This is a genomic window from Bacillus sp. NS1, assembly GCF_058248265.1.
Window position 1 is genome coordinate 249,568 of the sequence record NZ_JBZAZF010000002.1, and the last position, 24,757, is coordinate 274,324.

At 43.1% G+C, this 24,757-nt stretch carries 23 protein-coding genes, 2 pseudogenes and 1 other annotated feature; of the genes and pseudogenes, 18 read left to right on the top strand and 7 right to left on the bottom strand.

Annotated features, from left to right (window positions below; translation table 11 throughout):
* The first annotated feature begins 104 nt into the window (after nucleotides 1-104).
* From appD to AC4CV5_RS06750, 6 genes are all read left to right on the top strand, one after another.
* The gene (appD, locus tag AC4CV5_RS06725) at nucleotides 105-1,091 is read left to right on the top strand and encodes an oligopeptide ABC transporter ATP-binding protein AppD (RefSeq protein WP_490922307.1); all 987 of its coding nucleotides are present in this window, start codon (nucleotides 105-107) and stop codon (nucleotides 1,089-1,091) included.
* Nucleotides 1,088-2,077: an oligopeptide ABC transporter ATP-binding protein AppF gene (gene appF, locus AC4CV5_RS06730; RefSeq protein WP_222142596.1), complete on the top strand. Its 990-nt coding sequence runs from the start codon at nucleotides 1,088-1,090 to the stop codon at nucleotides 2,075-2,077. Before appD ends, appF begins: the two co-directional genes overlap by 4 nt.
* Before the next feature lie 87 nt (nucleotides 2,078-2,164).
* On the top strand, nucleotides 2,165-3,796 hold the full coding sequence (locus AC4CV5_RS06735; RefSeq protein WP_166853634.1) for a peptide-binding protein: 1,632 nt from the start codon (nucleotides 2,165-2,167) through the stop codon (nucleotides 3,794-3,796).
* Between the two features lie 73 nt (nucleotides 3,797-3,869).
* Nucleotides 3,870-4,820, top strand: coding sequence for an ABC transporter permease (locus tag AC4CV5_RS06740; RefSeq protein ID WP_166853633.1), 951 nt, complete (start codon nucleotides 3,870-3,872; stop codon nucleotides 4,818-4,820).
* 16 nt (nucleotides 4,821-4,836) lie between these two features.
* Nucleotides 4,837-5,748: an oligopeptide ABC transporter permease AppC gene (gene appC, locus AC4CV5_RS06745; RefSeq protein WP_166853632.1), complete on the top strand. Its 912-nt coding sequence runs from the start codon at nucleotides 4,837-4,839 to the stop codon at nucleotides 5,746-5,748.
* A 205-nt stretch (nucleotides 5,749-5,953) separates the two neighbouring features.
* Nucleotides 5,954-6,706, top strand: coding sequence for a YjbA family protein (locus tag AC4CV5_RS06750; protein ID WP_003239298.1), 753 nt, complete (start codon nucleotides 5,954-5,956; stop codon nucleotides 6,704-6,706).
* Between the two features lie 34 nt (nucleotides 6,707-6,740).
* On the opposite strand, the gene trpS is transcribed toward AC4CV5_RS06750, so the two are convergent.
* Nucleotides 6,741-7,733 (bottom strand): tryptophan--tRNA ligase, encoded by a 993-nt coding sequence (gene trpS / locus AC4CV5_RS06755; protein ID WP_166853631.1) that lies wholly within the window; start codon nucleotides 7,731-7,733, stop codon nucleotides 6,741-6,743.
* 58 nt (nucleotides 7,734-7,791) lie between these two features.
* Nucleotides 7,792-8,005: a binding site (T-box leader), on the bottom strand.
* A gap of 473 nt (nucleotides 8,006-8,478) precedes the next feature.
* Between trpS and oppA the strand changes: the two genes are divergently transcribed.
* The 8 genes and pseudogenes from oppA to spx all read left to right on the top strand — a co-directional run bounded on the left by oppA (nucleotide 8,479) and on the right by spx (nucleotide 16,733).
* On the top strand, nucleotides 8,479-10,116 hold the full coding sequence (oppA, locus tag AC4CV5_RS06760) for an oligopeptide ABC transporter substrate-binding protein OppA (RefSeq protein ID WP_166853630.1): 1,638 nt from the start codon (nucleotides 8,479-8,481) through the stop codon (nucleotides 10,114-10,116).
* Nucleotides 10,117-10,223: 107 nt separating this feature from the next.
* Nucleotides 10,224-11,159 (top strand): oligopeptide ABC transporter permease OppB, encoded by a 936-nt coding sequence (gene oppB, locus AC4CV5_RS06765; RefSeq protein WP_222142600.1) that lies wholly within the window; start codon nucleotides 10,224-10,226, stop codon nucleotides 11,157-11,159.
* Between the two features lie 3 nt (nucleotides 11,160-11,162).
* Nucleotides 11,163-12,080, top strand: a complete 918-nt coding sequence (gene oppC, locus AC4CV5_RS06770) for an oligopeptide ABC transporter permease OppC (protein WP_166853629.1) — start codon at nucleotides 11,163-11,165, stop codon at nucleotides 12,078-12,080.
* 4 nt (nucleotides 12,081-12,084) lie between these two features.
* Nucleotides 12,085-13,161, top strand: a complete 1,077-nt coding sequence (oppD, locus tag AC4CV5_RS06775) for an oligopeptide ABC transporter ATP-binding protein OppD (protein WP_072182805.1) — start codon at nucleotides 12,085-12,087, stop codon at nucleotides 13,159-13,161.
* A gap of 1 nt (nucleotide 13,162) precedes the next feature.
* Nucleotides 13,163-14,080: an oligopeptide ABC transporter ATP-binding protein OppF gene (oppF, locus tag AC4CV5_RS06780; protein ID WP_166853628.1), complete on the top strand. Its 918-nt coding sequence runs from the start codon at nucleotides 13,163-13,165 to the stop codon at nucleotides 14,078-14,080.
* 105 nt (nucleotides 14,081-14,185) lie between these two features.
* Nucleotides 14,186-15,399, top strand: a pseudogene (locus AC4CV5_RS06785) (MFS transporter).
* A gap of 179 nt (nucleotides 15,400-15,578) precedes the next feature.
* Nucleotides 15,579-16,157: a GNAT family N-acetyltransferase gene (locus tag AC4CV5_RS06790; protein WP_490922308.1), complete on the top strand. Its 579-nt coding sequence runs from the start codon at nucleotides 15,579-15,581 to the stop codon at nucleotides 16,155-16,157.
* 180 nt (nucleotides 16,158-16,337) lie between these two features.
* Complete coding sequence (spx, locus tag AC4CV5_RS06795; RefSeq protein ID WP_003239281.1) at nucleotides 16,338-16,733, top strand: transcriptional regulator Spx; 396 nt, start codon at nucleotides 16,338-16,340, stop codon at nucleotides 16,731-16,733.
* 252 nt (nucleotides 16,734-16,985) lie between these two features.
* On the opposite strand, the gene AC4CV5_RS06800 is transcribed toward spx, so the two are convergent.
* On the bottom strand, nucleotides 16,986-17,642 hold the full coding sequence (locus AC4CV5_RS06800) for a TerC family protein (protein WP_166853627.1): 657 nt from the start codon (nucleotides 17,640-17,642) through the stop codon (nucleotides 16,986-16,988).
* Between the two features lie 184 nt (nucleotides 17,643-17,826).
* Here AC4CV5_RS06800 and AC4CV5_RS06805 point away from each other — a divergent pair, with 184 nt between their 5' ends.
* Together AC4CV5_RS06805 and mecA are read left to right on the top strand one after the other, a co-directional pair.
* Nucleotides 17,827-17,952, top strand: a complete 126-nt coding sequence (locus AC4CV5_RS06805; RefSeq protein WP_120698858.1) for a hypothetical protein — start codon at nucleotides 17,827-17,829, stop codon at nucleotides 17,950-17,952.
* Nucleotides 17,919-18,575, top strand: coding sequence for an adaptor protein MecA (gene mecA / locus AC4CV5_RS06810; protein WP_003239278.1), 657 nt, complete (start codon nucleotides 17,919-17,921; stop codon nucleotides 18,573-18,575). The genes AC4CV5_RS06805 and mecA overlap by 34 nt, the downstream gene beginning before the upstream one ends.
* Here the strand turns inward: mecA and AC4CV5_RS06815 are convergent.
* A pseudogene (locus tag AC4CV5_RS06815) lies at nucleotides 18,570-18,690 on the bottom strand (hypothetical protein). The gene mecA and the pseudogene AC4CV5_RS06815 overlap by 6 nt on opposite strands.
* Nucleotides 18,691-18,763: 73 nt before the next feature.
* On the opposite strand from AC4CV5_RS06815, the gene coiA reads away from it, so the two are divergent.
* Together coiA and pepF are read left to right on the top strand one after the other, a co-directional pair.
* The gene (gene coiA, locus AC4CV5_RS06820) at nucleotides 18,764-19,885 is read left to right on the top strand and encodes a competence protein CoiA (RefSeq protein WP_490922706.1); all 1,122 of its coding nucleotides are present in this window, start codon (nucleotides 18,764-18,766) and stop codon (nucleotides 19,883-19,885) included.
* 229 nt (nucleotides 19,886-20,114) lie between these two features.
* Nucleotides 20,115-21,944 carry an oligoendopeptidase F gene (gene pepF, locus AC4CV5_RS06825; protein ID WP_166854689.1) on the top strand — a complete coding sequence of 610 codons (1,830 nt, stop codon included), beginning with the start codon at nucleotides 20,115-20,117 and terminating at the stop codon, nucleotides 21,942-21,944.
* A 37-nt stretch (nucleotides 21,945-21,981) separates the two neighbouring features.
* Here pepF and AC4CV5_RS06830 read toward each other — a convergent pair whose 3' ends face one another.
* From AC4CV5_RS06830 to cwlQ, 4 genes are all read right to left on the bottom strand, one after another.
* Nucleotides 21,982-22,149: a hypothetical protein gene (locus tag AC4CV5_RS06830; RefSeq protein WP_019713977.1), complete on the bottom strand. Its 168-nt coding sequence runs from the start codon at nucleotides 22,147-22,149 to the stop codon at nucleotides 21,982-21,984.
* Nucleotides 22,150-22,462: 313 nt separating this feature from the next.
* On the bottom strand, nucleotides 22,463-23,362 hold the full coding sequence (gene spxH, locus AC4CV5_RS06835) for a protease adaptor protein SpxH (RefSeq protein ID WP_166853625.1): 900 nt from the start codon (nucleotides 23,360-23,362) through the stop codon (nucleotides 22,463-22,465).
* Nucleotides 23,359-23,757, bottom strand: coding sequence for a globin domain-containing protein (locus AC4CV5_RS06840; protein WP_003224612.1), 399 nt, complete (start codon nucleotides 23,755-23,757; stop codon nucleotides 23,359-23,361). Before AC4CV5_RS06840 ends, spxH begins: the two co-directional genes overlap by 4 nt.
* 254 nt (nucleotides 23,758-24,011) lie before the next feature.
* On the bottom strand, nucleotides 24,012-24,749 hold the full coding sequence (gene cwlQ, locus AC4CV5_RS06845; protein WP_248602606.1) for a bifunctional muramidase/murein lytic transglycosylase: 738 nt from the start codon (nucleotides 24,747-24,749) through the stop codon (nucleotides 24,012-24,014).
* Nucleotides 24,750-24,757 lie beyond the last annotated feature (8 nt).

Genomic DNA, 24,757 nt, shown 5'->3' on the forward strand with positions numbered 1-24,757 from the left:
AACTATAAAATTTTTCGATAATTCAATATTATTTATTATTTCTGAATAAAGGGATTACTTTCTCTTGAAAACGTTTGACAACAAGAGGGGGAAGGGGAGCTAGCATGAGCACACTTTTAGAAGTGAATAATTTGAAGACTTATTTTTTCAGGAAAAAGGAGCCGATCCCTGCGGTTGACGGAGTCGATTTTCACATCAGCAAAGGCGAAACCGTCGCACTTGTAGGTGAATCGGGCTCCGGAAAAAGCATTACTTCTTTATCAATTATGGGCCTTGTCCAAAGTTCAGGCGGAAAAATCATGGATGGCTCTATTAAACTCGAAGACAAAGACCTCACCTCATACACTGAAAACGACTATTGCAAAATCCGCGGAAACGAAGTATCCATGATCTTTCAGGAACCAATGACCTCCCTTAATCCGGTGTTAACAATCGGAGAACAAATTACCGAAGTGCTGATTTACCATAAAAACATGAAGAAAAAAGAAGCTCGCCAAAAAGCTGTTGAACTCTTGGAAATGGTCGGTTTCTCCCGGGCCGAGCAAATGATGAAGGAGTACCCGCACCGGCTGTCCGGCGGAATGAGGCAAAGGGTGATGATTGCCATCGCACTCAGCTGTAATCCTAAACTGCTCATTGCCGATGAACCGACGACAGCACTGGATGTGACAATACAAGCCCAAGTTTTGGAGCTCATGAAAGATCTCTGCCAGAAGTTCAACACGTCGATTCTTCTCATCACACACGATTTAGGTGTCGTGTCGGAAGCAGCTGATAGAGTGATTGTCATGTACTGCGGACAAGTCGTAGAAAACGCCACCGTTGACGACTTATTTTTAGAGCCGCTTCATCCTTATACAGAAGGCCTGCTTACGTCGATTCCCGTCATAGATGGAGAGATTGATAAATTAAATGCCATTAAAGGCAGTGTGCCGACTCCAGATAATCTGCCGCCGGGGTGCCGTTTTGCCCCAAGGTGTCCGAAAGCCATGGATAAATGCTGGGCAAATCAGCCTTCGCTTTTGACACACAAAAGCGGAAGAACGGTGAGATGCTTTTTATATGAGGAAGAGGGTGCCGAACAATCATGACAGCAGACAATCAAGAAACAATTTTAGAGCTTCGTAACGTAAAAAAATACTTCCCGATCCGCTCAGGCTTTTTTCAAAGAAAAGTCGGTGATGTTAAAGCGGTGGACGGTGTTTCATTTACATTAAAAAAAGGAGAAACACTCGGAATCGTTGGAGAGTCGGGCTGCGGAAAATCGACTGCCGGCAGGACGATGATCAGGCTGTACAAACCGACAGAAGGTCAAATCCTTTTTAAGGGGCAGGATATATCCAATCTGTCAGAGGAGAAGCTGCGGAAAAGTGTCCGTAAAAATATTCAAATGGTCTTCCAAGATCCATTTGCCTCTTTGAATCCAAGGAAGACGCTGCGTTCTATCATTAAGGAGCCGTTTAACACGCACCACATGTATACGATGCGTGAACGGAACGAAAAAGTCGAAGAACTGCTTGCGAGAGTAGGCCTTCACCCGTCGTTTGCCGGCCGTTATCCGCATGAATTTTCCGGCGGCCAGCGTCAGCGGATCGGCATCGCCAGAGCGCTTACTTTGAATCCAGAGCTGATCATTGCAGATGAGCCGGTTTCCGCACTTGATGTATCCATTCAGGCTCAAGTTATCAACTTAATGGAAGAATTGCAGGAAGAATTCAACCTGACTTATCTATTTATCTCTCATGATCTAAGTGTCGTCCGCCATATCAGCGACAGAGTAGGAGTGATGTATCTTGGCAAAATGATGGAATTGACCGGAAAGCATGAGCTTTACGACAATCCGCTTCACCCATACACTCAAGCTCTTTTATCATCCGTTCCGGTTACAAGAAGAAAAGGATCTGTCAAACGTGAACGCATCGTCCTGAAGGGAGAACTGCCGAGTCCGGCCAATCCGCCAAAAGGCTGCGTTTTCCACACAAGATGTCCTGTTGCAAAGCCAATATGCAAGGAACAAATACCAGAATTCAAAGAAGCTGCTCCCAGCCATTTTGTGGCTTGTCACCTTTATAGCTAATGTTGAACGCACAGCTTTGAGAGGGGGTATGCACACTACATAAACAACAGCCTAGAGGAACGAACATTTCAAAAGGGGGAATATCTAATGAAAAGACGGAAAACCGCACTAATGATGCTAAGTGTATTGATGGTTCTGGCCATCTTTTTATCGGCCTGCTCTGGATCGAAATCAAGCAGCAGCAGCGAGAAAAAATCAAACGGAAAACCTCAGCAAGGCGGGGATTTGGTTGTGGGTTCAATCGGAGCGCCAACCCTTTTCAACTCGTTATATTCAACTGATGAATCGAGTACAGATATTGAACAAATGATTTACAGCTTTTTAACGAAAACAGATGAAAACTTAAATGTCAAAATGTCACTGGCAGAAAGTGTGAAAGAGCTGGATGGCGGTCTGAAATATGACGTGAAAATCAAAAAAGGCGTTAAGTTCCATGACGGAGAAGAGCTTACTGCCGATGATGTGGTCTTTACGTACAACATTCCATTGAACAAGGATTACAAAGGAGAGCGCGGCTCTAACTTTGAAATGCTGAAATCGGTAGAGAAAAAGGGAGACTACGAGGTTCTATTTACCCTCAAATACAAAGACCCTAACTTCTATAACAATACGCTAGACAGCTACGGCATTCTGCCGGAGCACATTTTAAAAGATGTACCGGTTGCAGAGCTTGAGGATAATGAATTTAACAGGAAAAATCCAATTGGCTCCGGGCCTTTCAAATTTAAAGAATGGAAAGATGGCCAATACGTGAAGCTTGTTGCCAATGATGACTATTATGACGGCCGTCCGTATTTAGACAGTGTCACGTATAAAATCATTCCTGACGCCAATGCAGCGGTTGCCCAGCTTCAAGCGGGCGATATCGATTTCTTTAACGTGCCGTCAACTGACTATAAGACAGCTGAATCGTTTAATAATGTCAAGGTGGTAACAGACTTGGCGCTGAGCTACTCATATATCGGCTGGAATGAGAAAAACGAGCTCTTTAAAGATAAAAAAGTACGTCAGGCGCTTACGACAGCTTTAGACCGTGAAACAATGGTGCAAACCGTATTGGACGGAGACGCAGAGGTCGCTTACATCCCTGAAAGCCCGGCTTCTTGGAACTATCCGAAAAACGTAGAAGTGCCTAAATTTAAATACAACGTGAAAAAAGCGAAGAAGATGTTGAAAGAAGCCGGCTGGGAAGATACTGATGGTGACGGCATCTTAGATAAAGACGGTAAAAAGTTTGAGTTTACACTGAAAACAAACCAAGGAAATAAAGTGCGTGAGGATATTGCTGTTGTTGTTCAAGAGCAGCTCAAAAAAGTCGGTATTAAAGTAACGCCGCAAATCGTTGAATGGAGTGCGTTAGTTGAGCAGACAAGTGCCCCTAATTGGGACTATGACGCAATGGTGTTAGGCTGGAGTCTGTCCACATTCCCGGATCATTACGATATCTTCCATTCAAGCCAGTCTGAAAAAGGTTTAAATAACATGTGGTACAAAAATCCAGAGGTTGATAAGCTTTTGAAGGATGCAAAATCAATCAGTGACCGCAAGGAATACTCTAAAGCCTATGAAAAGATCTACCAAAAGCTTGCTGAAGATCAGCCGTATACCTTCCTTTATTATCCGAACAACCATATGGCGATGCCGGCTAATTTAGAAGGGTATGTGTATCATCCGAAACGCGAGCTGTACCAAATTGAAAAATGGTGGCTTGCCCAATAATCTCCCTTGCAGGGGAGGGAGCGCGTTTCCTTCCCCTTTGATTTTGAAATAGAACAACGAAGGGGACAAGAATATGGTTACATATATCATTCGAAGAACGCTATCTTCGATTCCTATTCTATTGGGAATTACAATTTTGTCTTTCGTTATTATGAAAGCCGCTCCAGGTGATCCGATGACGCTTATGATGGACCCTACGATCAGCCAGGCAGATAGGGCGCAATTTATTGAAAAATATGGCCTTAACGATCCTGAGTACGTTCAATATTTAAAATGGCTCGGCAATATGGTTCAAGGTGATTTCGGCACGTCCATCATCAGAAAAGGGACGCCTGTTTCAGAACTAATTTTAGCGCGGCTGCCTAACACACTCCTCTTGATGCTGGTGTCAACGATTTTGGCGCTGATTATCTCCATCCCATTCGGAGTGATTTCTGCAAAAAAACCTTATTCCAAACTGGACTACGGCATTACATTTACTTCATTTATCGGTTTGGCGATCCCGAATTTTTGGTTCGGACTGATTTTAATCATGGTGTTTGCCGTGAATCTAGGCTGGTTCCCGACCGGGGGCGTCGCAACGCTTAACGCGGATTTTAGTTATTTAGACCGGATTCATCATTTGCTTTTACCCGCTTTTGTACTGGCGACAGCTGATATGGCAGGCTTAACGAGATATACAAGATCCAATATGCTTGATGTTTTAAACCAAGATTATATTCGGACTGCCAGATCAAAAGGTTTCAAAGAGAATCGAGTATTGTTTAAGCACGGCTTGCGGAATGCATTATTGCCTGTTATTACGATTTTCGGTTTAATGATTCCCTCCTTTATCGGCGGAGCGGTTGTCGTAGAGCAGATTTTCACTTGGCCGGGGTTAGGAAAGCTGTTTGTCGATTCAGCATTCCAGCGCGATTATCCGGTTATCATGGCAATGACTGTGATCTCGGCAGTTCTTGTCGTTGTCGGAAACCTCATTGCAGACATCCTTTACGCGATTGTTGATCCGCGGATCGAATATTAAAAGGGGGGAAACAGAGATGTCAGAGCTGCAAACAACTCCCTCGCCGGAGATCAGGCTGAAAGAAAATATTTCGAAAAAACCAGAGACGATGACCAAGATATTCTGGGAAAAATTCTCGAAAAACAAACTGGCCATTCTAGGTGCAGTTATTCTTTTAATTATTATTATGTCAGCTGTTTTTGCTCCTTTTATTGCGCCTTATCCCCAAGAGCAACAAAGCCTGCTTGATAAATATAAGGCACCGGGCCTTGAACATCTGATGGGAACGGATAAATTCGGCCGTGATATTTTCAGCCGGATCTTGTATGGAGCACGTGTCTCTTTATTGGTTGGTTTTGCATCTGTAGTCGGTTCGATTTTGATCGGAACAGTTTTAGGGGCGTTAGCTGGATATTTCAGAGGAATAGTCGATGCAATCATTATGCGTCTGGTCGACATTGTATTATCCATACCTGATATTTTCTTACTGATCACACTGGTCACCATCTTCAAGCCAGGTGTGGACAAACTGATTTTAATTTTCTGTCTTACAGGCTGGACCACGACGGCACGGTTAGTAAGAGGAGAATTCTTGTCGCTTCGTTCAAGAGAATATGTTCTCGCCGCTAAAACAATTGGGACAAAGACGAACAAAATTATTTTTTCTCATATCCTGCCAAATGCATTAGGGCCGATTATCGTCTCGGCGACGCTGAAAGTAGGATCTGTCATTCTCGCTGAATCAGCATTAAGCTACTTGGGGTTCGGAATCCAGCCGCCAATTGCAAGCTGGGGAAACATGCTTCAAGACGCACAGAATTTCACAGTGATGATTCAAGCATGGTGGTACCCGTTATTTCCCGGGCTATTAATATTAATCACCGTTTTATGTTTCAACTTTGTCGGTGATGGCCTGCGGGATGCGCTGGATCCAAAAAATATTAAATAAAAATGAGATTAATATTCGCTATGAAATATAACGAAAACAGAAGAAAAGCAGATCTCCTTTTGTCAGAAAATATACAAAGAGATCTGCTTTTTGTGATTTTTACATAAACCCAGCGATTCCAGATTTCCTCAATCTCTTTGGAATAATTTCTCTGTCCCTTGCCTATACTGTGGACAACAGTTTTTATAAAAGTGAGGGGTTAGAGATGTTATTTCTTCATGATGTGTGGGTCAATTGGTTTGAAGGGGAAGAAAATGGCTACAATGTATGCCACTTTCACGAATGGCGCAAGGAAGATACGGTTGAGCTTTTGGATCAGGTGCCGCTGTTAAGGGTGCCGTCAGTACTGTTTCATTACATAGAAAACGATTTGTCTGAGCTTCCGAAAGGTTTGCTTGAAGACGTACATCAGAAATCGTACATTCGGAAAAATCATGAGCGGACAAAGCTTGAGTATTGTTTTGTTGTAACAGACGGAATCGGCATTTTGGCTGTCGATACGATCGGCTATACGATCCCTGTCAGAAAAAGCCGTCTGATCCCGCGGCAGGAGCAGCTCGTTTATGAAATGGTAAAAGATGTAGAGCCTGAAACATATGAATTTGAGCCAAAGAAGCTGGAATCCTCTAAAGAATATCACATTTTATCATTAGCACCGGAACACGTCAGAGGGCTGACAAGAAAAGAACGGCAAATCAAGCAGCTGATGTTTATGGCGCTAGACCAATTAAAAGGGCTGAAAAACCGCGCTGAAATCGGCTACTGGTACACAGAGTGGAACCCGCATATGTATGAACAAATCAAACGGATGAGCTTTGAAGAGATTTGGGACATGCTGTATAACGAAACCATTGAAGGCTGGTCGGACAAGCATCTGGCATTTTGCGAAAACCTGATAAAAGGACAGCCTTTTTTCGAAAAGCTATGGGAAATGGAAAATGAATCAAAGGTAAACTGAAAAAAACCGCTCTTTGCATAGAGCGGTTTTTTGATTAGCGTCTTTTTCGGCCCAGACCCATGGCGTTCTCCATTTTTTTCAGCATTTTGTTTGCCGTCCGGTTCGCCCGTTCCGCACCTTCATCAAGAATCCGGTCTAATTCATCAGATTCAATCAGTTCATGATAGCGGTCCTGGATCGGTTTTAATGCGTTAACCACGACTTCTGCCAAATCACCTTTAAATTCGCCGTAGCCTTTCCCTTCGTACTTTGCTTCAAGCTCTTCAATTGTTGTATTGCCGAGGATTGAATAAATCGTAAGAAGGTTGGAAACGCCCGGTTTGTTTTCTTTGTCAAATTTTACAATGCCTTCAGAATCTGTCACAGCGCTTTTGATTTTCTTTTCAAGAAGCTTCGGTTCATCCAGCAATGTAATAAAAGCTTTTTGGTTCGGATCGGATTTGCTCATTTTCTTCAGCGGATCATTCAGAGACATGATGCGTGCCCCGACTTTTGGAATTTTCACTTCCGGAACCGTAAAGATGTCGTTATATTTTTTGTTGAAGCGTTCTGCGAGATTCCGCGTCAGCTCAAGGTGCTGCTTTTGATCCTCGCCGACAGGCACAAGATCCGTTCCATACAGCAGAATATCAGCGGCCATCAACGGCGGGTATGTTAACAGGCCGGAGACGACAGCTTCATTGCCTTTGGACTTGTCTTTAAATTGTGTCATCCGCTCAAGCTCGCCGATATATGCTACACACTGCATCATCCAACCGGCCTGTGCATGCGCGGGAACCTCTGACTGAATAAACAATGTTGCTTTTTCTGGATCAAGACCGACAGCTAAGTAAAGCGCCGCCAGACTGCGGATATTCTTTCTTAGCTGAAGCCGGTCTTGAGGCACGGTTATTGCATGCTGATCCACAATGCAAAAATAGCTGTTATAATCATGCTGCAGTTCGACAAACTGCTTCATTGCACCGATATAGTTGCCAAGCGTAACGGAGCCGCTTGGCTGAATGCCTGAAAAAATCGTTTGTTTCATGAAAACATCAACCTCATTTCTTAAAACATAATAAAAAAGGCTCATTCTTCCCCTATAAAAAAGGGACGAATGAACCGTGGTACCACCCTGATTATTCCATTAAAATGGAATCACTCTGACGTTTGTAACGGAGACTGCTCCGGCTGAGCCTACTTTTTCGGTTTCGGTCAGCTGCTCCAAAGTCCATTCCACATTGCCCGTTATCTGCTCCCAGCACCGCAGACTCTCTTCAAACGGGAGAAATGTGTACTACTCTTTTTCATAGCACGCTTTTCTTTTGATTGCTTCATTATAAATCAATTATAACCAATTGTCATCATAAAAAAACATTCTTTTTTCCAGCAACATTGTAAAAGATATAAACACCACTGATGCTGTAAAACCCCTAAATGATAACTGTTATCACCGTGAAAACAGCTAGATATTATATGTAAAAAGCAATATGGAGAGAAAACTTATAAAATAGTTTTTAATCAATTTATGCTTTAAATGGTAGAAGGATATTATGTTCGTGGAAGAAAAACTAACGAAGTTCAAATATTTTAAATTGATAAAATAATATTGCAATAAATTATTTGTTTCATTATAATGAACTTGTTCACTCTATTGTTACAGCTTTTTTACAAAAATAATCAGAAAAGACGGAACAGAATAAAAGTTATGGAAACTCAGGTTCATTTGTCTGATATTTCTGAGGATTTAGCCGTAAGGAGCTGAAAAAATTATTATTAGGGGGTTTGCGATAATGAAAAAGCGTTGGTCGATTGTCACGTTGATGCTCATTTTCACTCTCGTGCTGAGCGCATGCGGCTTTGGCGGCAGCGGATCAAACGGTGAAGGGAAAAAGGACAGTAAAGGAAAGACGACACTTAACATTAATATTAAAACTGAGCCGTTCTCCTTACATCCGGGATTGGCAAATGATTCAGTATCAGGCGGTGTCATCCGTCAGACTTTTGAAGGATTGACACGCATCAATGCAGATGGTGAGCCTGAAGAAGGCATGGCTTCTAAAATTGAAACGAGCAAAGACGGAAAGACATATACATTTACAATTCGTGATGGCGTGAAATGGTCTAATGGTGACCCTGTAACAGCACAAGATTTTGAATATGCTTGGAAATGGGCACTTGATCCTAATAACGAATCACAATACGCTTACCAGCTCTACTACATAAAAGGTGCTGAAGCGGCGAATACCGGCAAAGGCAGCCTTGATGATGTGGCAGTAAAAGCTGTAAATGACAAAACGCTAAAGGTTGAATTAAATAACCCGACTCCATATTTCACCGAATTAACTGCGTTCTATACGTATATGCCAATCAACAAGAAAATTGCAGAAAAAAATAAAAAGTGGAACACAAATGCCGGAGATGATTATGTATCAAACGGGCCGTTCAAAATGACAGCATGGAAACACAGCGGTTCTATTACTCTCGAAAAAAATGACCAGTATTGGGATAGAGACAAAGTCAAACTAAAGAAAATCGATATGGTTATGATCAACAATAACAATACAGAACTGAAAAAATTCCAAGCTGGCGAACTTGATTGGGCCGGTATGCCGCTCGGACAGCTTCCGACAGAATCTCTGCCTACCCTGAAAAAAGACGGTTCTTTACATGTTGAGCCGATCGCAGGTGTGTATTGGTACAAATTCAACACTGAAGCTAAGCCGTTAGACAACGTAAATATCCGTAAGGCTTTAACATATTCTATTGACCGTCAATCGATTGTTAAAAACGTTACACAAGGAGAGCAAATCCCGGCAATGGCTGCGGTCCCGCCGACAATGAAGGGATTTGAGGATAACAAAGAAGGCTACTTCAAAGACAACGATATCAAAACGGCAAAAGAATACCTTGAAAAAGGCCTGAAAGAAATGGGCTTAAGCAAGGCATCTGACCTGCCGAAAATCAAATTGTCTTATAACACTGATGATGCACATGCGAAAATCGCTCAAGCCGTACAAGAAATGTGGAAGAAAAATTTAGGCGTGAATGTAGAGCTTGATAACTCAGAATGGAATGTATATATTGATAAGCTCCATAGCCAAGATTATCAAATCGGCCGTATGGGCTGGCTGGGCGACTTCAACGATCCTATCAACTTCCTTGAATTGTTCCGTGATAAAGACGGAGGAAATAACGATACTGGCTGGGAAAATCCAGAATTCAAAAAGCTTCTGAACCAGTCACAAACCGAAACAGATAAAACAAAACGTGCAGAGCTGCTGAAAAAAGCAGAAGGTATTTTCATTGATGAAATGCCAGTTGCCCCAATCTATTTCTATACTGATACTTGGGTACAGGATGAAAACCTAAAAGGTGTTATCATGCCAGGTACTGGTGAGGTTTATTTCAGAAACGCATATTTTAAATAAGGCTTCGTCTGAAAATAAAAGACCTCAAGGTATATGGGGAAAAAAGCCCCATATACCTTTCTTACTGATGGAGTATAAAAATGTAAAAAACATGGAGGTGTTCCCCCTTGCTAAAATATATCGGAAGACGCTTAGTCTATATGGTTATCACATTATTTGTGATTGTTACTGTGACATTCTTCTTAATGCAAGCAGCACCGGGCGGGCCATTTTCAGGTGAGAAAAAGCTTCCGCCTGAAATTGAAGCAAACTTAAATGCACATTACGGCTTGGACAAGCCGCTGTTTGTACAATACGTCAGTTATTTAAAATCAGTTGCAATGTGGGATTTCGGACCGTCATTTAAATATAAAGGTCAGAGTGTTAACGACCTGATCAGTTCAGGTTTCCCCGTTTCATTCACTCTTGGAGCAGAAGCTATTCTCCTCGCTTTAGCGTTAGGTGTATTGTTTGGGGTCATTGCAGCCCTTTACCATAATAAGTGGCAGGATTATACCGTCGCGATTTTAACAATATTTGGCATTTCGGTTCCGAGCTTTATCATGGCAGCTGTTCTGCAATATGTGTTCTCCATGAAGCTTGGGCTGTTTCCAGTCGCGGGGTGGGAGTCCTGGGCATACACCTTTTTGCCTTCAATCGCACTTGCTTCCATGCCGATGGCGTTTATTGCCAGACTTTCCCGTTCAAGCATGATCGAAGTGTTAAACAGTGATTATATTCGCACAGCGAAAGCAAAAGGGCTGTCCCGTCCAGCAGTTACAGTGCGGCACGCCATCCGAAACGCGCTTTTGCCAGTCGTTACATACATGGGCCCGATGGCCGCGCAGGTCTTAACGGGAAGCTTTATCATTGAAACGATTTTTGGGATCCCGGGACTTGGTGCACACTTCGTAAACAGTATTACAAACCGTGATTATACAGTCATTATGGGTGTAACGGTATTCTTCAGTGTCATCTTGCTATTGTGTGTATTAATTGTAGACGTGCTATACGGCATTATTGATCCAAGAATCAAGCTCTCCAAAGCAAAGAAAGGAGCCTAGGCCATGCAGAACATTCCAAAAAACCTGTTTGAACCAGCCGCAGCGAATTCCGGCGATGCAGAAAAAATAAGTAAAAAGAGCCTTTCCCTCTGGAAAGATGCGATGCTTCGCTTCCGCAGCAATAAGCTTGCAATGGTCGGGCTTATCATTATTGTGCTCATTATCCTTATGGCCATTTTTGCGCCGATGTTCTCAAGGTACGATTATTCAACTACTAATCTCTTAAATGCGGATAAGCCGCCTTCAAAAGATCACTGGTTCGGTACAGATGATCTTGGACGGGATATTTTCGTCCGTACATGGGTAGGTGCGCGAATCTCAATCTTTATCGGTGTTGCAGCCGCTGTTCTTGATTTGCTGATCGGCGTCATTTGGGGAAGCATTTCAGGCTTCCGCGGAGGCAGAACGGATGAAGTTATGATGCGTATCGCTGATATCCTTTGGGCAGTTCCTTCATTATTAATGGTCATCTTACTGATGGTTGTTCTTCCGAAAGGGCTATTTACGATTATTATTGCCATGACGATTACGGGCTGGATTAACATGGCCAGAATCGTGCGTGGACAAGTGCTGCAGCTGAAGAATCAGGAGTATGTGCTTGCTTCACAGACACTTGGTGCGAAAACATCTCGTCTGCTGTTTAAACATATCGTGCCAAACGCAATGGGTTCCATTTTGGTCACGATGACATTGACAGTTCCGACTGCAATTTTCACAGAAGCCTTTTTAAGCTATTTGGGACTTGGTGTTCCGGCTCCGCTGGCAAGCTGGGGAACGATGGCTTCTGACGGATTGCCTGCATTGACCTATTATCCGTGGCGTTTATTCTTCCCTGCCGGTTTCATCTGCATTACGATGTTTGGCTTTAACGTTGTCGGCGACGGATTAAGAGACGCATTGGATCCTAAGTTACGTAAATAAGGGAGTGATACGGGTGACACGCCTATTAGAAGTAAAAGATTTAGCGATTTCATTTAAAACATATGGCGGAGAGGTTCAGGCGATCCGCGGAGTGAATTTCCATCTGGATAAAGGGGAAACGCTGGCCATCGTCGGAGAATCAGGTTCCGGAAAAAGTGTGACCTCTCAAGCGATCATGAAGCTGATTCCAATGCCTCCGGGTTATTTCAAACGCGGTGAGATCTTGTTTGAAGGAAAGGATCTGGTGCCGCTGTCCGAAAAAGAAATGCAAAATGTCCGGGGAAAAGAGATCGGGATGATATTCCAGGATCCGATGACTTCTTTAAATCCGACGATGAAGGTCGGCAAACAAATTACGGAAGTGCTTTTTAAACACGAGAAAATCTCAAAGGAAGCGGCGAAAAAACGCGCGGTTGAACTGTTGGAGTTAGTCGGTATCCCGATGCCGGAAAAGCGGGTCAACCAATTTCCGCACGAATTTTCAGGCGGAATGAGACAACGGGTTGTCATTGCTATGGCGCTTGCGGCGAATCCGAAGCTTCTGATCGCCGATGAGCCGACCACTGCTCTTGATGTAACGATTCAAGCGCAAATTCTGGAATTGATGAAGGATCTGCAAAAGAAAATTGATACGTCCATCATCTTTATCACACACGATCTTGGTGTCGTGGCTAACGTTGCTGACCGGGTCGCTGTCATGTACGCTGGACAGATTGTAGAAACCGGTACAGTAGACGAGATTTTCTACGATCCGAGACACCCGTATACGTGGGGGCTTCTTGCATCTATGCCGACACTGGAAAGTTCAGGAGAGGAACAGCTGACTGCAATCCCTGGCACGCCGCCTGATTTGACAAACCCGCCAAAAGGAGATGCTTTTGCGCTGCGGAGCTCTTATGCGATGAAAATCGATTTTGAACAGGAGCCGCCAATGTTTAAAGTGTCCGATACTCATTATGTCAAATCATGGCTGCTTCATCCTGACGCGCCAAAGGTAGAGCCGCCTGAAGCGGTAAAAGCGAAAATGCGTAAACTGGCAAATACGTATGAAAAACCTGTCTTAGTGAGAGAAGGTGAATGAAATGACTGAGAAACTATTAGAAATCAAACATTTAAAACAGCACTTTATCACGCCAAAAGGAACGGTTAAGGCTGTAGACGATTTGTCATTTGATATCTATAAAGGTGAAACATTAGGGCTGGTTGGTGAGTCTGGCTGCGGTAAATCGACAACTGGCCGAAGCATTATTCGGCTGTACGAAGCGACCGATGGTGAGGTGCTGTTCAACGGCGAAAATGTGCATGGGAAAAAATCGCGGAAAAAGCTGCTGGAATTCAACCGCAAAATGCAGATGATTTTCCAAGATCCTTATGCATCCCTGAATCCAAGAATGACAGTTGCTGATATTATTGCCGAGGGCCTCGATATTCATAAGCTGGCAAAAACGAAAAAAGAGCGGATGCAGCGGGTCCATGAGCTCTTGGAAACAGTCGGTTTAAACAAGGAACACGCGAACCGCTATCCGCATGAGTTTTCCGGCGGCCAGCGTCAAAGAATCGGGATTGCCAGAGCTCTTGCTGTTGATCCGGAATTCATTATCGCGGATGAGCCAATTTCCGCTTTGGATGTATCCATTCAAGCGCAGGTCGTAAATTTAATGAAAGAACTGCAAAAAGAAAAAGGGCTCACATACCTGTTTATTGCCCACGATTTATCGATGGTCAAATACATCAGCGACCGCATTGGAGTCATGTATTTCGGGAAACTGGTTGAGCTTGCGCCGGCAGATGAGCTTTATGAAAATCCGCTTCACCCATATACAAAGTCATTGCTTTCAGCGATTCCGCTTCCTGATCCGGACTATGAGAGAAATCGCGTCCGCCAAAAATACGATCCGTCCATCCATCAGTTAAAAGATGGGGAGACGATGGAATTCCGTGAAGTCAAACCTGGACATTTTGTGATGTGCACGGAGGCAGAATTTAAAGCTTATTCATGAATCATAAATCCTTTAAGAGATTTCTCTTGAAGGATTTTTTTCGTAATCATAGAAAGTGAGAGTGATAACATTTACAATTGAAGGAAAAAGCGGAGGCGAAATACGATTCAATTTTTGCATAACAAAATGTCTTTGCGCTGCTGCTGTCTCAATCTCTTCAATCTTTAGCAGGAGTCCTTGTCACAATCGTTTTAATGGTAAGGGTCTATCAAATGACCGACTCCGTCTTTTTGGCAGGTCTTGTTTTATCGTTCATGTCGTTTGCAAGTATAGCAGCAAGCTTTTGCATCTCCCCAGTGCTTCGCGATCTCGGATTTAAAAAGGTGCTTGCGGGTGCAAATCTGCTGAGAGCGGTCTTTACATTACTGATGGCTTTTAGCGTTAGTCGTAACGGACAGGTTTTCTTTTGGGTAACGCTGCTGTTTGTGTTCTGTTTTTCATTTGCGGGCGCCTTTTTTCAGCCGGCAAGATTTGCGCTGCTGCCGATTATCGTTCCAAAAGAGCAATATGTGAAAGCGAATGGTGTGATCTCCCTCTCGAATCAATTGTTTCTAACAGCAGGCTGGGGCCTTGGAGGTCTTTTGACGTATGCCGTACCTTTTGAACTCGTTGTCGGTGCAGCCATTTGCTTGTTTGTTCTTTCAGGTGCTTCCATCAGTGTGCTTCATATAAATGAAGAAGCGGCTGAAGGAACAGCTGAAGGAGCATCTGCCAGAAGTATATGGAAGGATTTAATGATCATCCCTATTGTAAGAGACATTACTCTAATGGACATGATAGAAGCTCTGGCAGGTTCTGTTTGGTCGTCCGCGATTCTTCTCGCATTTACTGCGGCTGTATTGCATGAAACAGAGGTGTGGTGGGGGATGTTTAACGCTTCTTATTTTATAGGTGCCATTGTCGGCAGTGTGGTTGCCATTCGTTTTTCTGCTTTTTTTGAGCGGAACATGGGCTATTCGATTATTTTCTGCTCACTTGTGATGTCGGTGCTGACCCTTTTGTTCTCATTTTCCCCAATTCCGTTTTTATGCGCTCTTGCTTGTGCTGTAATGGGGCCTTTTTATCAGGTGCGTGATATTTGCCAGGAAACCATGCTGCAGGAGGTCATTCCCGAGCAGAAGCGTATCGGGATCATAGCTGCCAAAAATGCGATTTTGGCTCCTTGGTCAGGCGTCACCTACTCCATTATGGGGCTCGTGGCTGATGCGGCTGGTGCGCAAACAGCTTTTATCGCGTCAGCTGTATTGTATATCATGACGTTTTTTATTGCACTAGCGCAGCCCCGTCTGCTTCATTACAAGCAGGAAAGCCGTGCTTAATGAGAGCTTTTTACAAACACTTCAAAATATGAACGGAGCATCTGGCTCCGTTTTTTGCTGAAAAAAAATGAAACCATGGCGGAAGTTCGTACGTCTTTATAGATGTAAGGCTGTTTAAACAAGAAGAAATGGGGTATATCTAAAAGTATGAAGACAATGAACTCATAAGGAGCAAATCAATGAACTGGTATGAAAAGCTTAGCGAGTACTTTCCAATTGAAGAAATGAAATCAAAAGCGCATATGGAAGCTCTTCTAAAAGAGCGGAGCGATATTTATCATAAAGATGAAGGCAAACATCACATCTTAATGTTTGCGGAATTCGATTCTTTTATCTTCGTTGATTATCTGTATGTGTCTAAGGATGCAAGAGGGCAGGGGCTTGGCGGCAAATTGATCGCGAAGCTGAAAAAGAAAAATAAGCCTATATTGCTCGAGGTGGAGCCTGTGGATGAAGATGATACTGATACAGAAAAACGCCTGAGGTTTTATCAAAGAGAGCATTTCAAACATGCTCAGTCAATTGGGTACCGGCGCCGGTCATTGGCTACGAATGAAGTAAACAAGATGGAGATTCTGTACTGGTCACCAAAAACAGAATCAGAAGAAGAAATTCTTGAAGCCATGAAACAGACATATGAAAACATTCATACTTATAAAGAGGAGAAATGGTACGGGGAATCGTACGAAAAAACAGACGAGGTCCTGAAACTCATTGATGAAGAAAAACAAAAAAATATTTTCGATCAGTTAAGCTAATTGAGAATTAGAACATATCATTAAAATTAAAAATTTGCTGGATTGACACATTTTTTTCTTAGGATACTGTTCACACTTACTTTTTTATAGTATAATACCTATAAAGATTCCTTTTTTAGAGTAATTTCAATTTAAGAATAAAATAGATGTTCATCCTACTAATTAGAGGAGTGAAGATGAATGGTTACACTATACACATCACCAAGCTGTACTTCATGCAGAAAGGCGAGAGCGTGGCTTGAGGAGCACGATATCCCATTTGAAGAAAGAAACATTTTCTCTGAACCTTTATCAATTGATGAAATAAAACAAATTCTTCGAATGACTGAGGACGGAACAGATGAAATCATCTCAACCCGTTCAAAAGTATTCCAAAAACTAAATGTGAACGTTGAATCTATGCCGCTGCAAGATTTGTACCGCTTGATCAACGAGCACCCAGGTTTGCTTCGCCGTCCGATCATCATCGACGAAAAACGTTTGCAGGTCGGATACAACGAAGACGAAATCAGACGTTTCTTGCCAAGAAAAGTCCGCTCTTTCCAATTAAGAGAAGCACAGCGTTTGGCAAACTAATAGATCGTATCATCAAAAGAAGGCTGAGTCATCAGCCTTCTTTTTTAGAGTGTTGACAAAATCCTAAAACGGTTTTATGTTTTAGGATTTTGTCATCTTTTCAGGAAGCGTGATTGAAAACCTTTGAAGTCTAGGAAGGCCGAGCATTGGAGCACAACGAATATGTTTATTCGTGAGCACCGACGCGCAGGCCTGACAACGAATGCGAAGGTTTGTCTACACGCTGAAAGAAGGCTGATCATCAGCCTTCTTTTATTTTTCAACCTGCTGATAGTAAATACTCGCAAGGATGACAAATGCAACCGTTAAAATGGGGAGGAGCGTTTCGACCGCACCGTGCTGCGCCATAAAAAAAGACAGCTTTTTGTCCCTGACAATCATTTCTCCGCCAGTATAAGCAAGCAGACCGCTTCCCGCGTAAATCAGAAGCGGTATTTTCTCAAGTGCGATGTGGATGAGTTTGCTGCCCCAAATAATAACCGGCACCGATACACACAAACCTATGACCACGAGAGAAAACTCACCGTGTGACGCTCCCGCAACTGCTATAACGTTGTCCAGCGACATAAAGAGATCTGCAAGCACAATCGTCCGTATCGCCCTCCACAGGGAGGTGCTGCTTTTGATATGCTGCGTGTCTTTTTTCTCAATCAGCAGCTGATATCCTAAATACAGCAGGAAAATTCCGCCAGCGCACTGCAAGAACGGAATGTTCAAAAGGTATACCGCTGCGCTTGTTAATCCGATTCTCATGGCAACGGCGATAAATGTTCCGAGAATAATGGCTTGCTGTCTTTGCTTGTCCGGTAAATTTCTGCTGGCCATGGCAATAACGACCGCATTATCTCCGCCAAGGATCAGGTCGATCCCAACAATAACAAGCAGAGAAATCAGATAGTCATGCTCCATGAATCGGCACCTCGCTTTCGTTCCATTGCTTGTACTACTACTATATGAGACAGGTCGTATTTTATGATATGAGCCGCAGATATGCCGTTTTTTAGGTGAAGGTGCATTTTTATTTCTTTTGTGACTGTTTTATCATAAAATAGAAATACAAAGGAATTCACACTGGCCTTGCATCAAGGTTAAGATGTGGACGGAATGGGTAAAGTGTAGTAAAGTACTATTAATCGGGAGCTTAGATGTCCCTTCAACATCTTATATAGAAGGGAAGGTTGGCAAATGGAAATTGAAAGAATTAACGAGCATACAGTAAAATTTTATATGTCTTACGGAGATATTGAAGATCGCGGTTTTGACAGAGAAGAAATTTGGTATAACCGTGAGCGAAGTGAAGAACTTTTCTGGGAAGTCATGGATGAAGTTCATGAGGAAGAGGAATTTGCTGTGGAAGGCCCTCTTTGGATTCAAGTTCAGGCACTGGACAAAGGATTAGAAATCATCGTCACAAAAGCCCAGCTTTCCAAAGACGGACAAAAGCTCGAACTGCCGATTCCTGAGGATAAAAAGCAAGAACCAGCATCTGAGGATCTTGACGCCTTGCTGGATGATTTCCAGAAAGAAGAGCAAGCCGTCAATCAGGAAGAGAAGGAGCAAAAGCTTCAATTTGTCTTGCGGTTTGGCGATTTTGAGGATGTTATTTCTCTATCTAAATTGAACGTTAACGGAAGCAAAACGACTTTATATTCGTTTGAGAACCGATATTATTTATATGTAGATTTTTGCAATATGACTGATGAAGAGGTTGAAAATCAGCTAAGCATCCTGTTAGAGTACGCAAATGAATCCTCAATCAGCATACACCGTCTTGAAGAGTACGGCAAGCTGATTATTTCAGAGCATGCTCTAGAAACGATAAAAAAACACTTTGCATCATAGCAAACCGATTTCTTTCCGGAAATCGGTTTTTTTTATGCGATGAAATGCCATTTTTGAGACGCGAAATCAAAAACATACATACATGCGGAAAATACAGCGAACAGGAGTTGATCATCTTTTCCAGAAAATATATCTTATCTGGAAAGGAGAGATGACAATTGTTTAGTGCTGTGACTGAAGACGGCCAAATGTTTCACCTTCTAGGCGCTCGGCAAAGCCAGAAATTAAAGTGGAGACGATTCTTCTGCCCGGTATGCGGAGGAGAGCTTGATGTGAAGCTCGGACTCCAAAAGGCGCCGCATTTCGCCCATAAACAGAACAAGTCTTGCTCGATAGACATAGAACCGGAAAGCGCCTACCACTTAGAGGGAAAAAGACAGCTGTACGTATGGCTGAAAACGCAACAGGCTTCGCCGATATTAGAACCGTATATCAAGAACATCAATCAAAGACCGGATATCATGGCAAAGATCAAGGGACGCATGCTTGCTGTTGAGTATCAATGTGCCACTCTTTCTTCAGATGTTTTTCAAAAGCGGACGGAAGGCTTCAAACAAGCAGGAATCATCCCGCAGTGGATTGTGGGATACAGCCGCATACAACGCGCGGCCCCATCCTTTTATCAGCTTTCTGCATTTCATTGGCAGTTTATCAATGCAAGTCCATCCAGGGAACTAATATGTTATTGCCCGGAAACACGTTCTTTCTGCCGGCTCAGCCACATCATTCCATTTTACACAAACCATTCGTATTCCTCCGTTCAAACGATCCCTATCCATCGGGCTGCTGCGTACGATCTTTTTTTCACTGAACCGACACCTTCATTTCGATATTCCAGCTGGACGAAAGCGATTCACCGTTTTCGCCATAAACCCCATCGGTTTATCTCCAAGGAAACAAACCGCCTCAGGCTGCTGTTTTATGAAAAGCGGCAGACACCCCTTTCTTTTCTTCCGACGGAAGTGTTTGTTCCTGTTATAAAAGGAGCTGTTTTTAAAAGCCCGGTTTTTGTGTGGCAGGGGTTTCTATATCTGTTTATTACGGATCTAGGATATAAACGCGTGCCAATTCGCTTTTCAGCCGTTTTACAGCAATGCAAACTGCACATTCATAAAAAGAACATTTCGCTCAGGTACGAATGCAGCAAAGATTGTCTTTCTGATGTGGTGAAACAGTACATTGATTTTTTGTGCAAGAAGGGATTTTTAAGGGAGACTCAGAAAGAAGTATATGTGCTGAACCAGCCTGCAGAAGGCTTACGCTCTTTACAGGATCTCATAGAAAGAGACCGCAGCTGTTTTATAGAATGAGTTTGTCTCATTTTGCTCACCCTAAGACAAAGGTGGTGGGCTGGCTGTGAAAGGCACAAAAGGAAAGGTTTTTCGCGTTTTTACTGCTTTTTTGACATTCGTTCTCTTCATTACTGCATATGATTTGACAAAAGGCAGTGAAAAACCGGAAGATATTCACAACACAAGTTTATTGAGAAACAGCGGTTTTTTCAATTGGCTTGAATCAAAGAAAACGAGGGGGATCACCATGGCTGAGGAAAAAAAAGCAAACCAACTGCCTGACAGAAGTGAGGTAAAGGCAGAAGACACATGGAGACTTGAGGATATTTTTCCTAATGATGAGGCCTGGAATAAAGAATTTCAAGCTGTAAAAGAATTAATTCCGAATTTATCTAAGTATAAAGGAAAGCTGGCAGATTCAGCCGATCATTTATACGAGGCTCTTACGTTCCAAGATAAAGTGATGGAGCGGCTGGGCAGGCTGTACACATATGCGCATATGCGCTCTGACCAAGATACCGGGAACTCTTTTTACCAGGGGCTGAATGACAAGGCGGGGAACCTGTATACACAAGCCGCAAGCGCGACAGCTTATTTGGTTCCGGAAATTTTATCCATAGAAGAAGATAAACTGCAGCAGTTTATTCTTGAAAAGGAAGAACTGAAACTGTACTCCCATGCAATTGAGGAGATTACAAAGGAACGCCCGCATGTACTGAGCGAAAAGGAAGAGGCGCTGCTTGCTGAAGCTTCTGATGTGCTCGGCTCATCTTCCAATACGTTCAGCGTGTTAAATAACGCCGAGATTACATTCCCGTCCATTAAAGATGAAGAGGGGAATGAAAAACAGATCACGCACGGCAACTTTATAAATTTCTTAGAAAGTGAAAACCGTGAAGTCCGCAAAAATGCCTTTGACGCAGTATATAAAACATATGGTCAATATAAAAATACAATGGCCACGACGCTAAGCGGCACTGTGAAAAAGGACAACTTCTACGCGAGAGTGAAAAAATACAAGTCAGCGCGTGAAGCTGCGCTTTCTAACAACAGTATTCCTGAGGAAGTGTACGACAACCTCGTCAAAACGATTAATAAGCATTTGCCGCTCCTGCACCGCTATATCGCGCTGAGAAAGAAAGTGCTTGAGCTTGACGAAGTGCATATCTATGATCTGTATACACCGCTTGTGAAGGATGCGGGGATGAAGGTCACGTACGAGGAAGCCAAAGATTACATGCTGAAAGGTCTAGCACCTTTAGGGGAAGAATACGCTTCCATCTTGAAGGAAGGGCTGGAAAACCGCTGGGTCGACGTTTATGAAAATAAAGGAAAACGCAATGGCGCTTATTCATCAGGAGCTTACGGCACGAATCCGTATATCTTGATGAACTGGCATGATAACGTCAATAATCTCTTTACGCTCGTGCACGAGTTTGGACATTCCGTACACAGCTACTATACGAGAAAGCATCAGCCATACCCATACGGCAATTACAGTATCTTTGTCGCGGAAGTTGCGTCTACGACAAACGAAGCGCTTCTTGGAGAATACCTGCTAAACAATTTAGATGATGAAAAACAGCGCTTATATATTCTCAACCATATGCTTGAAGGCTTTAGAGGTACGGTCTTTAGACAAACGATGTTTGCTGAATTTGAACATCTGATCCATACAAAGGCGCAAGAAGGGGAGCCGCTTACACCTGAGCTTTTGACAAATGTCTATTACGATCTGAATAAAAAGTATTTCGGAGACGGCATGGTGATTGATAAGGAAATCGGCCTTGAATGGTCACGGATTCCGCATTTCTATTACAATTACTATGTGTATCAGTATGCGACAGGGTACAGCGCTGCCCAGGCGTTAAGCAGCCAGATTTTGAAAGAAGGAAAGCCGGCGGTTGACCGTTATATTGACTTCCTGAAAGCGGGAAGCTCACAATACCCGATTGATGTCCTGAAAAAAGCGGGCGTTGATATGACATCTCCAGAGCCGATCGAAGCTGCGTGCAAAATGTTTGAAGAAAAACTTGATGAAATGGAAGAGCTGCTGATGAAAGTCAAGCAGTCTTAAAAAAAAAAGCCTGTGCAAAAATGACGCACAGGCTTTTTTAAAACCCTTTAAAGGTTTTCCGATGGTTCAGGCGGTAGAGGGTAAACAAAATAGACAAAAACAGCAGAGGAGAGGTAATATAAAGCGGCAGCATATGCATCATGCCTAATATATTCAAACAGAAAAAAACGGCAATGCACACAATTGAGATCACAGTATACATCATGGCGGTCCCCCTCGTCCTTTTTCCTTATTAGGATATGAGTAAATATACTTCGTTATGTTTTGTGACAAAAATATGAACATTAAGCATAGAGCTTGTCAACAGTCGACATCTTTTGTTATCATAAGGATGTGAAATTGATCACAAACAAACATTACCCCTTTGTTTGACCGTGAAAAATTTCTCCCATCCCCTTTGTTGTCGTTAAGACATATGAAACCGCGCTTATCCCGGCGCGGTTTCTTTAGTGTTATGAACAGAACGTATGTTTGATTCCGGCGTAAAAAAACAGCCTCAAGCATATACACGCCTGCGGCTATTTTTCGCATGATTGATATTCATCAGAATAAGTGCTGAGAGACTTCCAAAACATTCCGTGTTTGGCTTCCACTTTGGCAACCTTTTTAGCAAACGCCAATTTTTTCATTTCCTTTTCTACCTCTTCAAGGCTCAGGTCATAAACAAGAGCTATTTCCTTGGAGGCAACGAAGCGGAAATATTCAATAAAACATTCCAGAGGCGGTGTTTCCGACGGCTTCGGTTCGTCGCCAAGCATCTCAAATAAGATTTCTTCATATACATCATATGAATAGCTGCCGGGTACTTTAAGTCCTTCGTCCTCATGCTGTGTATTGAAAAACGTCAGCGTCGGATTGACGGAAACATCCATCTCAGCGGCAATTCTCATGTCACATTGAAGCGCCTTGACCGCGCTTTGAGAATGAAGATCGTTTTTGAATTCTTCAAGATCGAGACTCGTTTGTTCCGCGATTTCCAAAAGCACGTTTTCATCCGTAATATTTTTCTTTGAAACAAACAGACTCTCCTGCATATTTCTGAGAAATTCCATGCCGGCTTTTCTTCCTTGCAGTTCGGCTGCTTTAAAAGCGAGAGCAGCCATATAAGGCGATGAAAGCGGCTGATCTTGCTCGAACCAGACATTGCCGTCACACGACATGCCGGAACGGCTCGCGATCTTTTCCCATGCTTCTGCGAGAAGGTGCTTTTTCCGTTTCTTATTTAACGCGGTAAGGCTTGCGGAAGCGATAATGCGTAAGGTGAAAAAGCGTCCGTATCTGATTTTCAGCTTTTTAATGACGGGCTCTAAGGACCAGCATTCAGGACATAAAGGGTCTACAAACATGTAGATTTCAAGCGGTTTTTTTGGATGGCCGTGGCAATGGGCGAAGTATTGCTCATGCTGATAGTTTGTCAAGATGATCGATCCTCCGCTTCCGTTTGATTCACCATATGCCTTGCTGTCAATTCCAGCCGGCCAAACAAAAACTCGCGAATATCGCCCTCCAGCCCTACATGGTCCATTGCGTCCTTCATACAGCTGAGCCACGCATCAGCTCTCTCGTTTGTAATTGGAAAGGGAAGATGCCTTGCTCTGAGCATGGGGTGGCCGTGTTCCTCAGTATAAAGCGGAGGCCCGCCTAAATACTGAGTCAAAAATTGCTTCTGTTTCCTGGCGGTTTCTGTTAAATCGCTCGGAAAAATTGGCTTCAGCAAAGGATGAGACGCGACACGCTCATAAAAAGTATCAACAAGTTGCGATAGAAGTTCCTCTCCAATCGCTTCATAAGGTGCGTTAAACGATTGTCCCATGTTGACTACTCCTTTAAATATGGCTAATAGGAATCATAAATCCTATTGCAAAAAGTAATTTTCTGTATTTCAATATTTCATCTAGATTTATTTTAGCAACAAGGCATCATTTCTACAAACAAACTGCCTTTTATGCGTTTGATCAAAAGATTCGGCTGTAAGCCAGGGTTTGTATTTCATATCATATCACATAAAAATCAGGAATGCGTAAGATTTCACTTCGCAAAAAAACCAGAGGGCAGAAGCCGCTCTGGTTACGCGTAATAAGCTGAAGTTATTTTTTTTACATAGTTTTGCGTTTCTTGGAAAGGGGGAATACCTCCGTATCGGTCAACATTTCCCGGTCCGGCGTTGTAAGCCGCTAATGCCATAGACACATTGCCGTCGTATTTGTTCAGCATTTGTTTTAAATACTTCGTTCCGCCCTCCACATTTTGCTGCGGATCCAGTGGATTAGAAACGCCAAGTGAGCTTGCTGTTGACGGCATGAGCTGCATGAGGCCCATCGCACCTGCCCCGCTGACCGCTTTTGCATTAAAACCTGATTCCTGTTTGATGACGGCACGGATTAGTTTTTCATCGACGCCATACTTGTCAGCTGCCTTTTTTATAGCACTGTCAATGGAGAAGTCTCCCGAGCTGATCTGTTTTGCTTCATGTTTGTTTGAAGGTGAATCTGCAGCAGCTGTTTCGGTGCTTTCTGCCGCTTTTGTGATATAACCTGAATTGCTATTCGTATATGAGTTAAGCCCATTAGCTGAAAGCAGTGACGGCGCTGTTGAAGAAGCGCCGTTCAGCAGGCTGAGCGGGCTTGATGTTACAGAAGATGCTGTTGGTTGCTGAGTCGTCAGACCGTTTGTATATTGGCTGAGCAAAGAGCTGAAGCTTGAGAGCGGGCTTTCCGCATCATTTTGAGTGCCTGTGCTGCGTGCATTAGATATAGACTGTAATGCTTGAAGCTGAAGTAAAGCTGCCCAATTCGTTACATTCACGATGTCAT

What these genes read in the sequence shown, in the direction of transcription:
- appD (WP_490922307.1), top strand. Translation starts at nt 105, where the DNA reads ATGAGCACACTTTTAGAAGTGAATAATTTGAAGACTTATTTTTTCAGG.
- appF (WP_222142596.1), top strand. Translation starts at nt 1,088, where the DNA reads ATGACAGCAGACAATCAAGAAACAATTTTAGAGCTTCGTAACGTAAAA.
- AC4CV5_RS06735 (WP_166853634.1), top strand. Translation starts at nt 2,165, where the DNA reads ATGAAAAGACGGAAAACCGCACTAATGATGCTAAGTGTATTGATGGTT.
- AC4CV5_RS06740 (WP_166853633.1), top strand. Translation starts at nt 3,870, where the DNA reads ATGGTTACATATATCATTCGAAGAACGCTATCTTCGATTCCTATTCTA.
- appC (WP_166853632.1), top strand. Translation starts at nt 4,837, where the DNA reads ATGTCAGAGCTGCAAACAACTCCCTCGCCGGAGATCAGGCTGAAAGAA.
- AC4CV5_RS06750 (WP_003239298.1), top strand. Translation starts at nt 5,954, where the DNA reads ATGTTATTTCTTCATGATGTGTGGGTCAATTGGTTTGAAGGGGAAGAA.
- trpS (WP_166853631.1), bottom strand. Translation starts at nt 7,733, where the DNA reads ATGAAACAAACGATTTTTTCAGGCATTCAGCCAAGCGGCTCCGTTACG.
- oppA (WP_166853630.1), top strand. Translation starts at nt 8,479, where the DNA reads ATGAAAAAGCGTTGGTCGATTGTCACGTTGATGCTCATTTTCACTCTC.
- oppC (WP_166853629.1), top strand. Translation starts at nt 11,163, where the DNA reads ATGCAGAACATTCCAAAAAACCTGTTTGAACCAGCCGCAGCGAATTCC.
- oppF (WP_166853628.1), top strand. Translation starts at nt 13,163, where the DNA reads ATGACTGAGAAACTATTAGAAATCAAACATTTAAAACAGCACTTTATC.
- AC4CV5_RS06790 (WP_490922308.1), top strand. Translation starts at nt 15,579, where the DNA reads ATGAACTGGTATGAAAAGCTTAGCGAGTACTTTCCAATTGAAGAAATG.
- spx (WP_003239281.1), top strand. Translation starts at nt 16,338, where the DNA reads ATGGTTACACTATACACATCACCAAGCTGTACTTCATGCAGAAAGGCG.
- AC4CV5_RS06800 (WP_166853627.1), bottom strand. Translation starts at nt 17,642, where the DNA reads ATGGAGCATGACTATCTGATTTCTCTGCTTGTTATTGTTGGGATCGAC.
- AC4CV5_RS06805 (WP_120698858.1), top strand. Translation starts at nt 17,827, where the DNA reads ATGTGGACGGAATGGGTAAAGTGTAGTAAAGTACTATTAATCGGGAGC.
- mecA (WP_003239278.1), top strand. Translation starts at nt 17,919, where the DNA reads ATGGAAATTGAAAGAATTAACGAGCATACAGTAAAATTTTATATGTCT.
- coiA (WP_490922706.1), top strand. Translation starts at nt 18,764, where the DNA reads ATGTTTCACCTTCTAGGCGCTCGGCAAAGCCAGAAATTAAAGTGGAGA.
- pepF (WP_166854689.1), top strand. Translation starts at nt 20,115, where the DNA reads ATGGCTGAGGAAAAAAAAGCAAACCAACTGCCTGACAGAAGTGAGGTA.
- AC4CV5_RS06830 (WP_019713977.1), bottom strand. Translation starts at nt 22,149, where the DNA reads ATGATGTATACTGTGATCTCAATTGTGTGCATTGCCGTTTTTTTCTGT.
- AC4CV5_RS06840 (WP_003224612.1), bottom strand. Translation starts at nt 23,757, where the DNA reads ATGGGACAATCGTTTAACGCACCTTATGAAGCGATTGGAGAGGAACTT.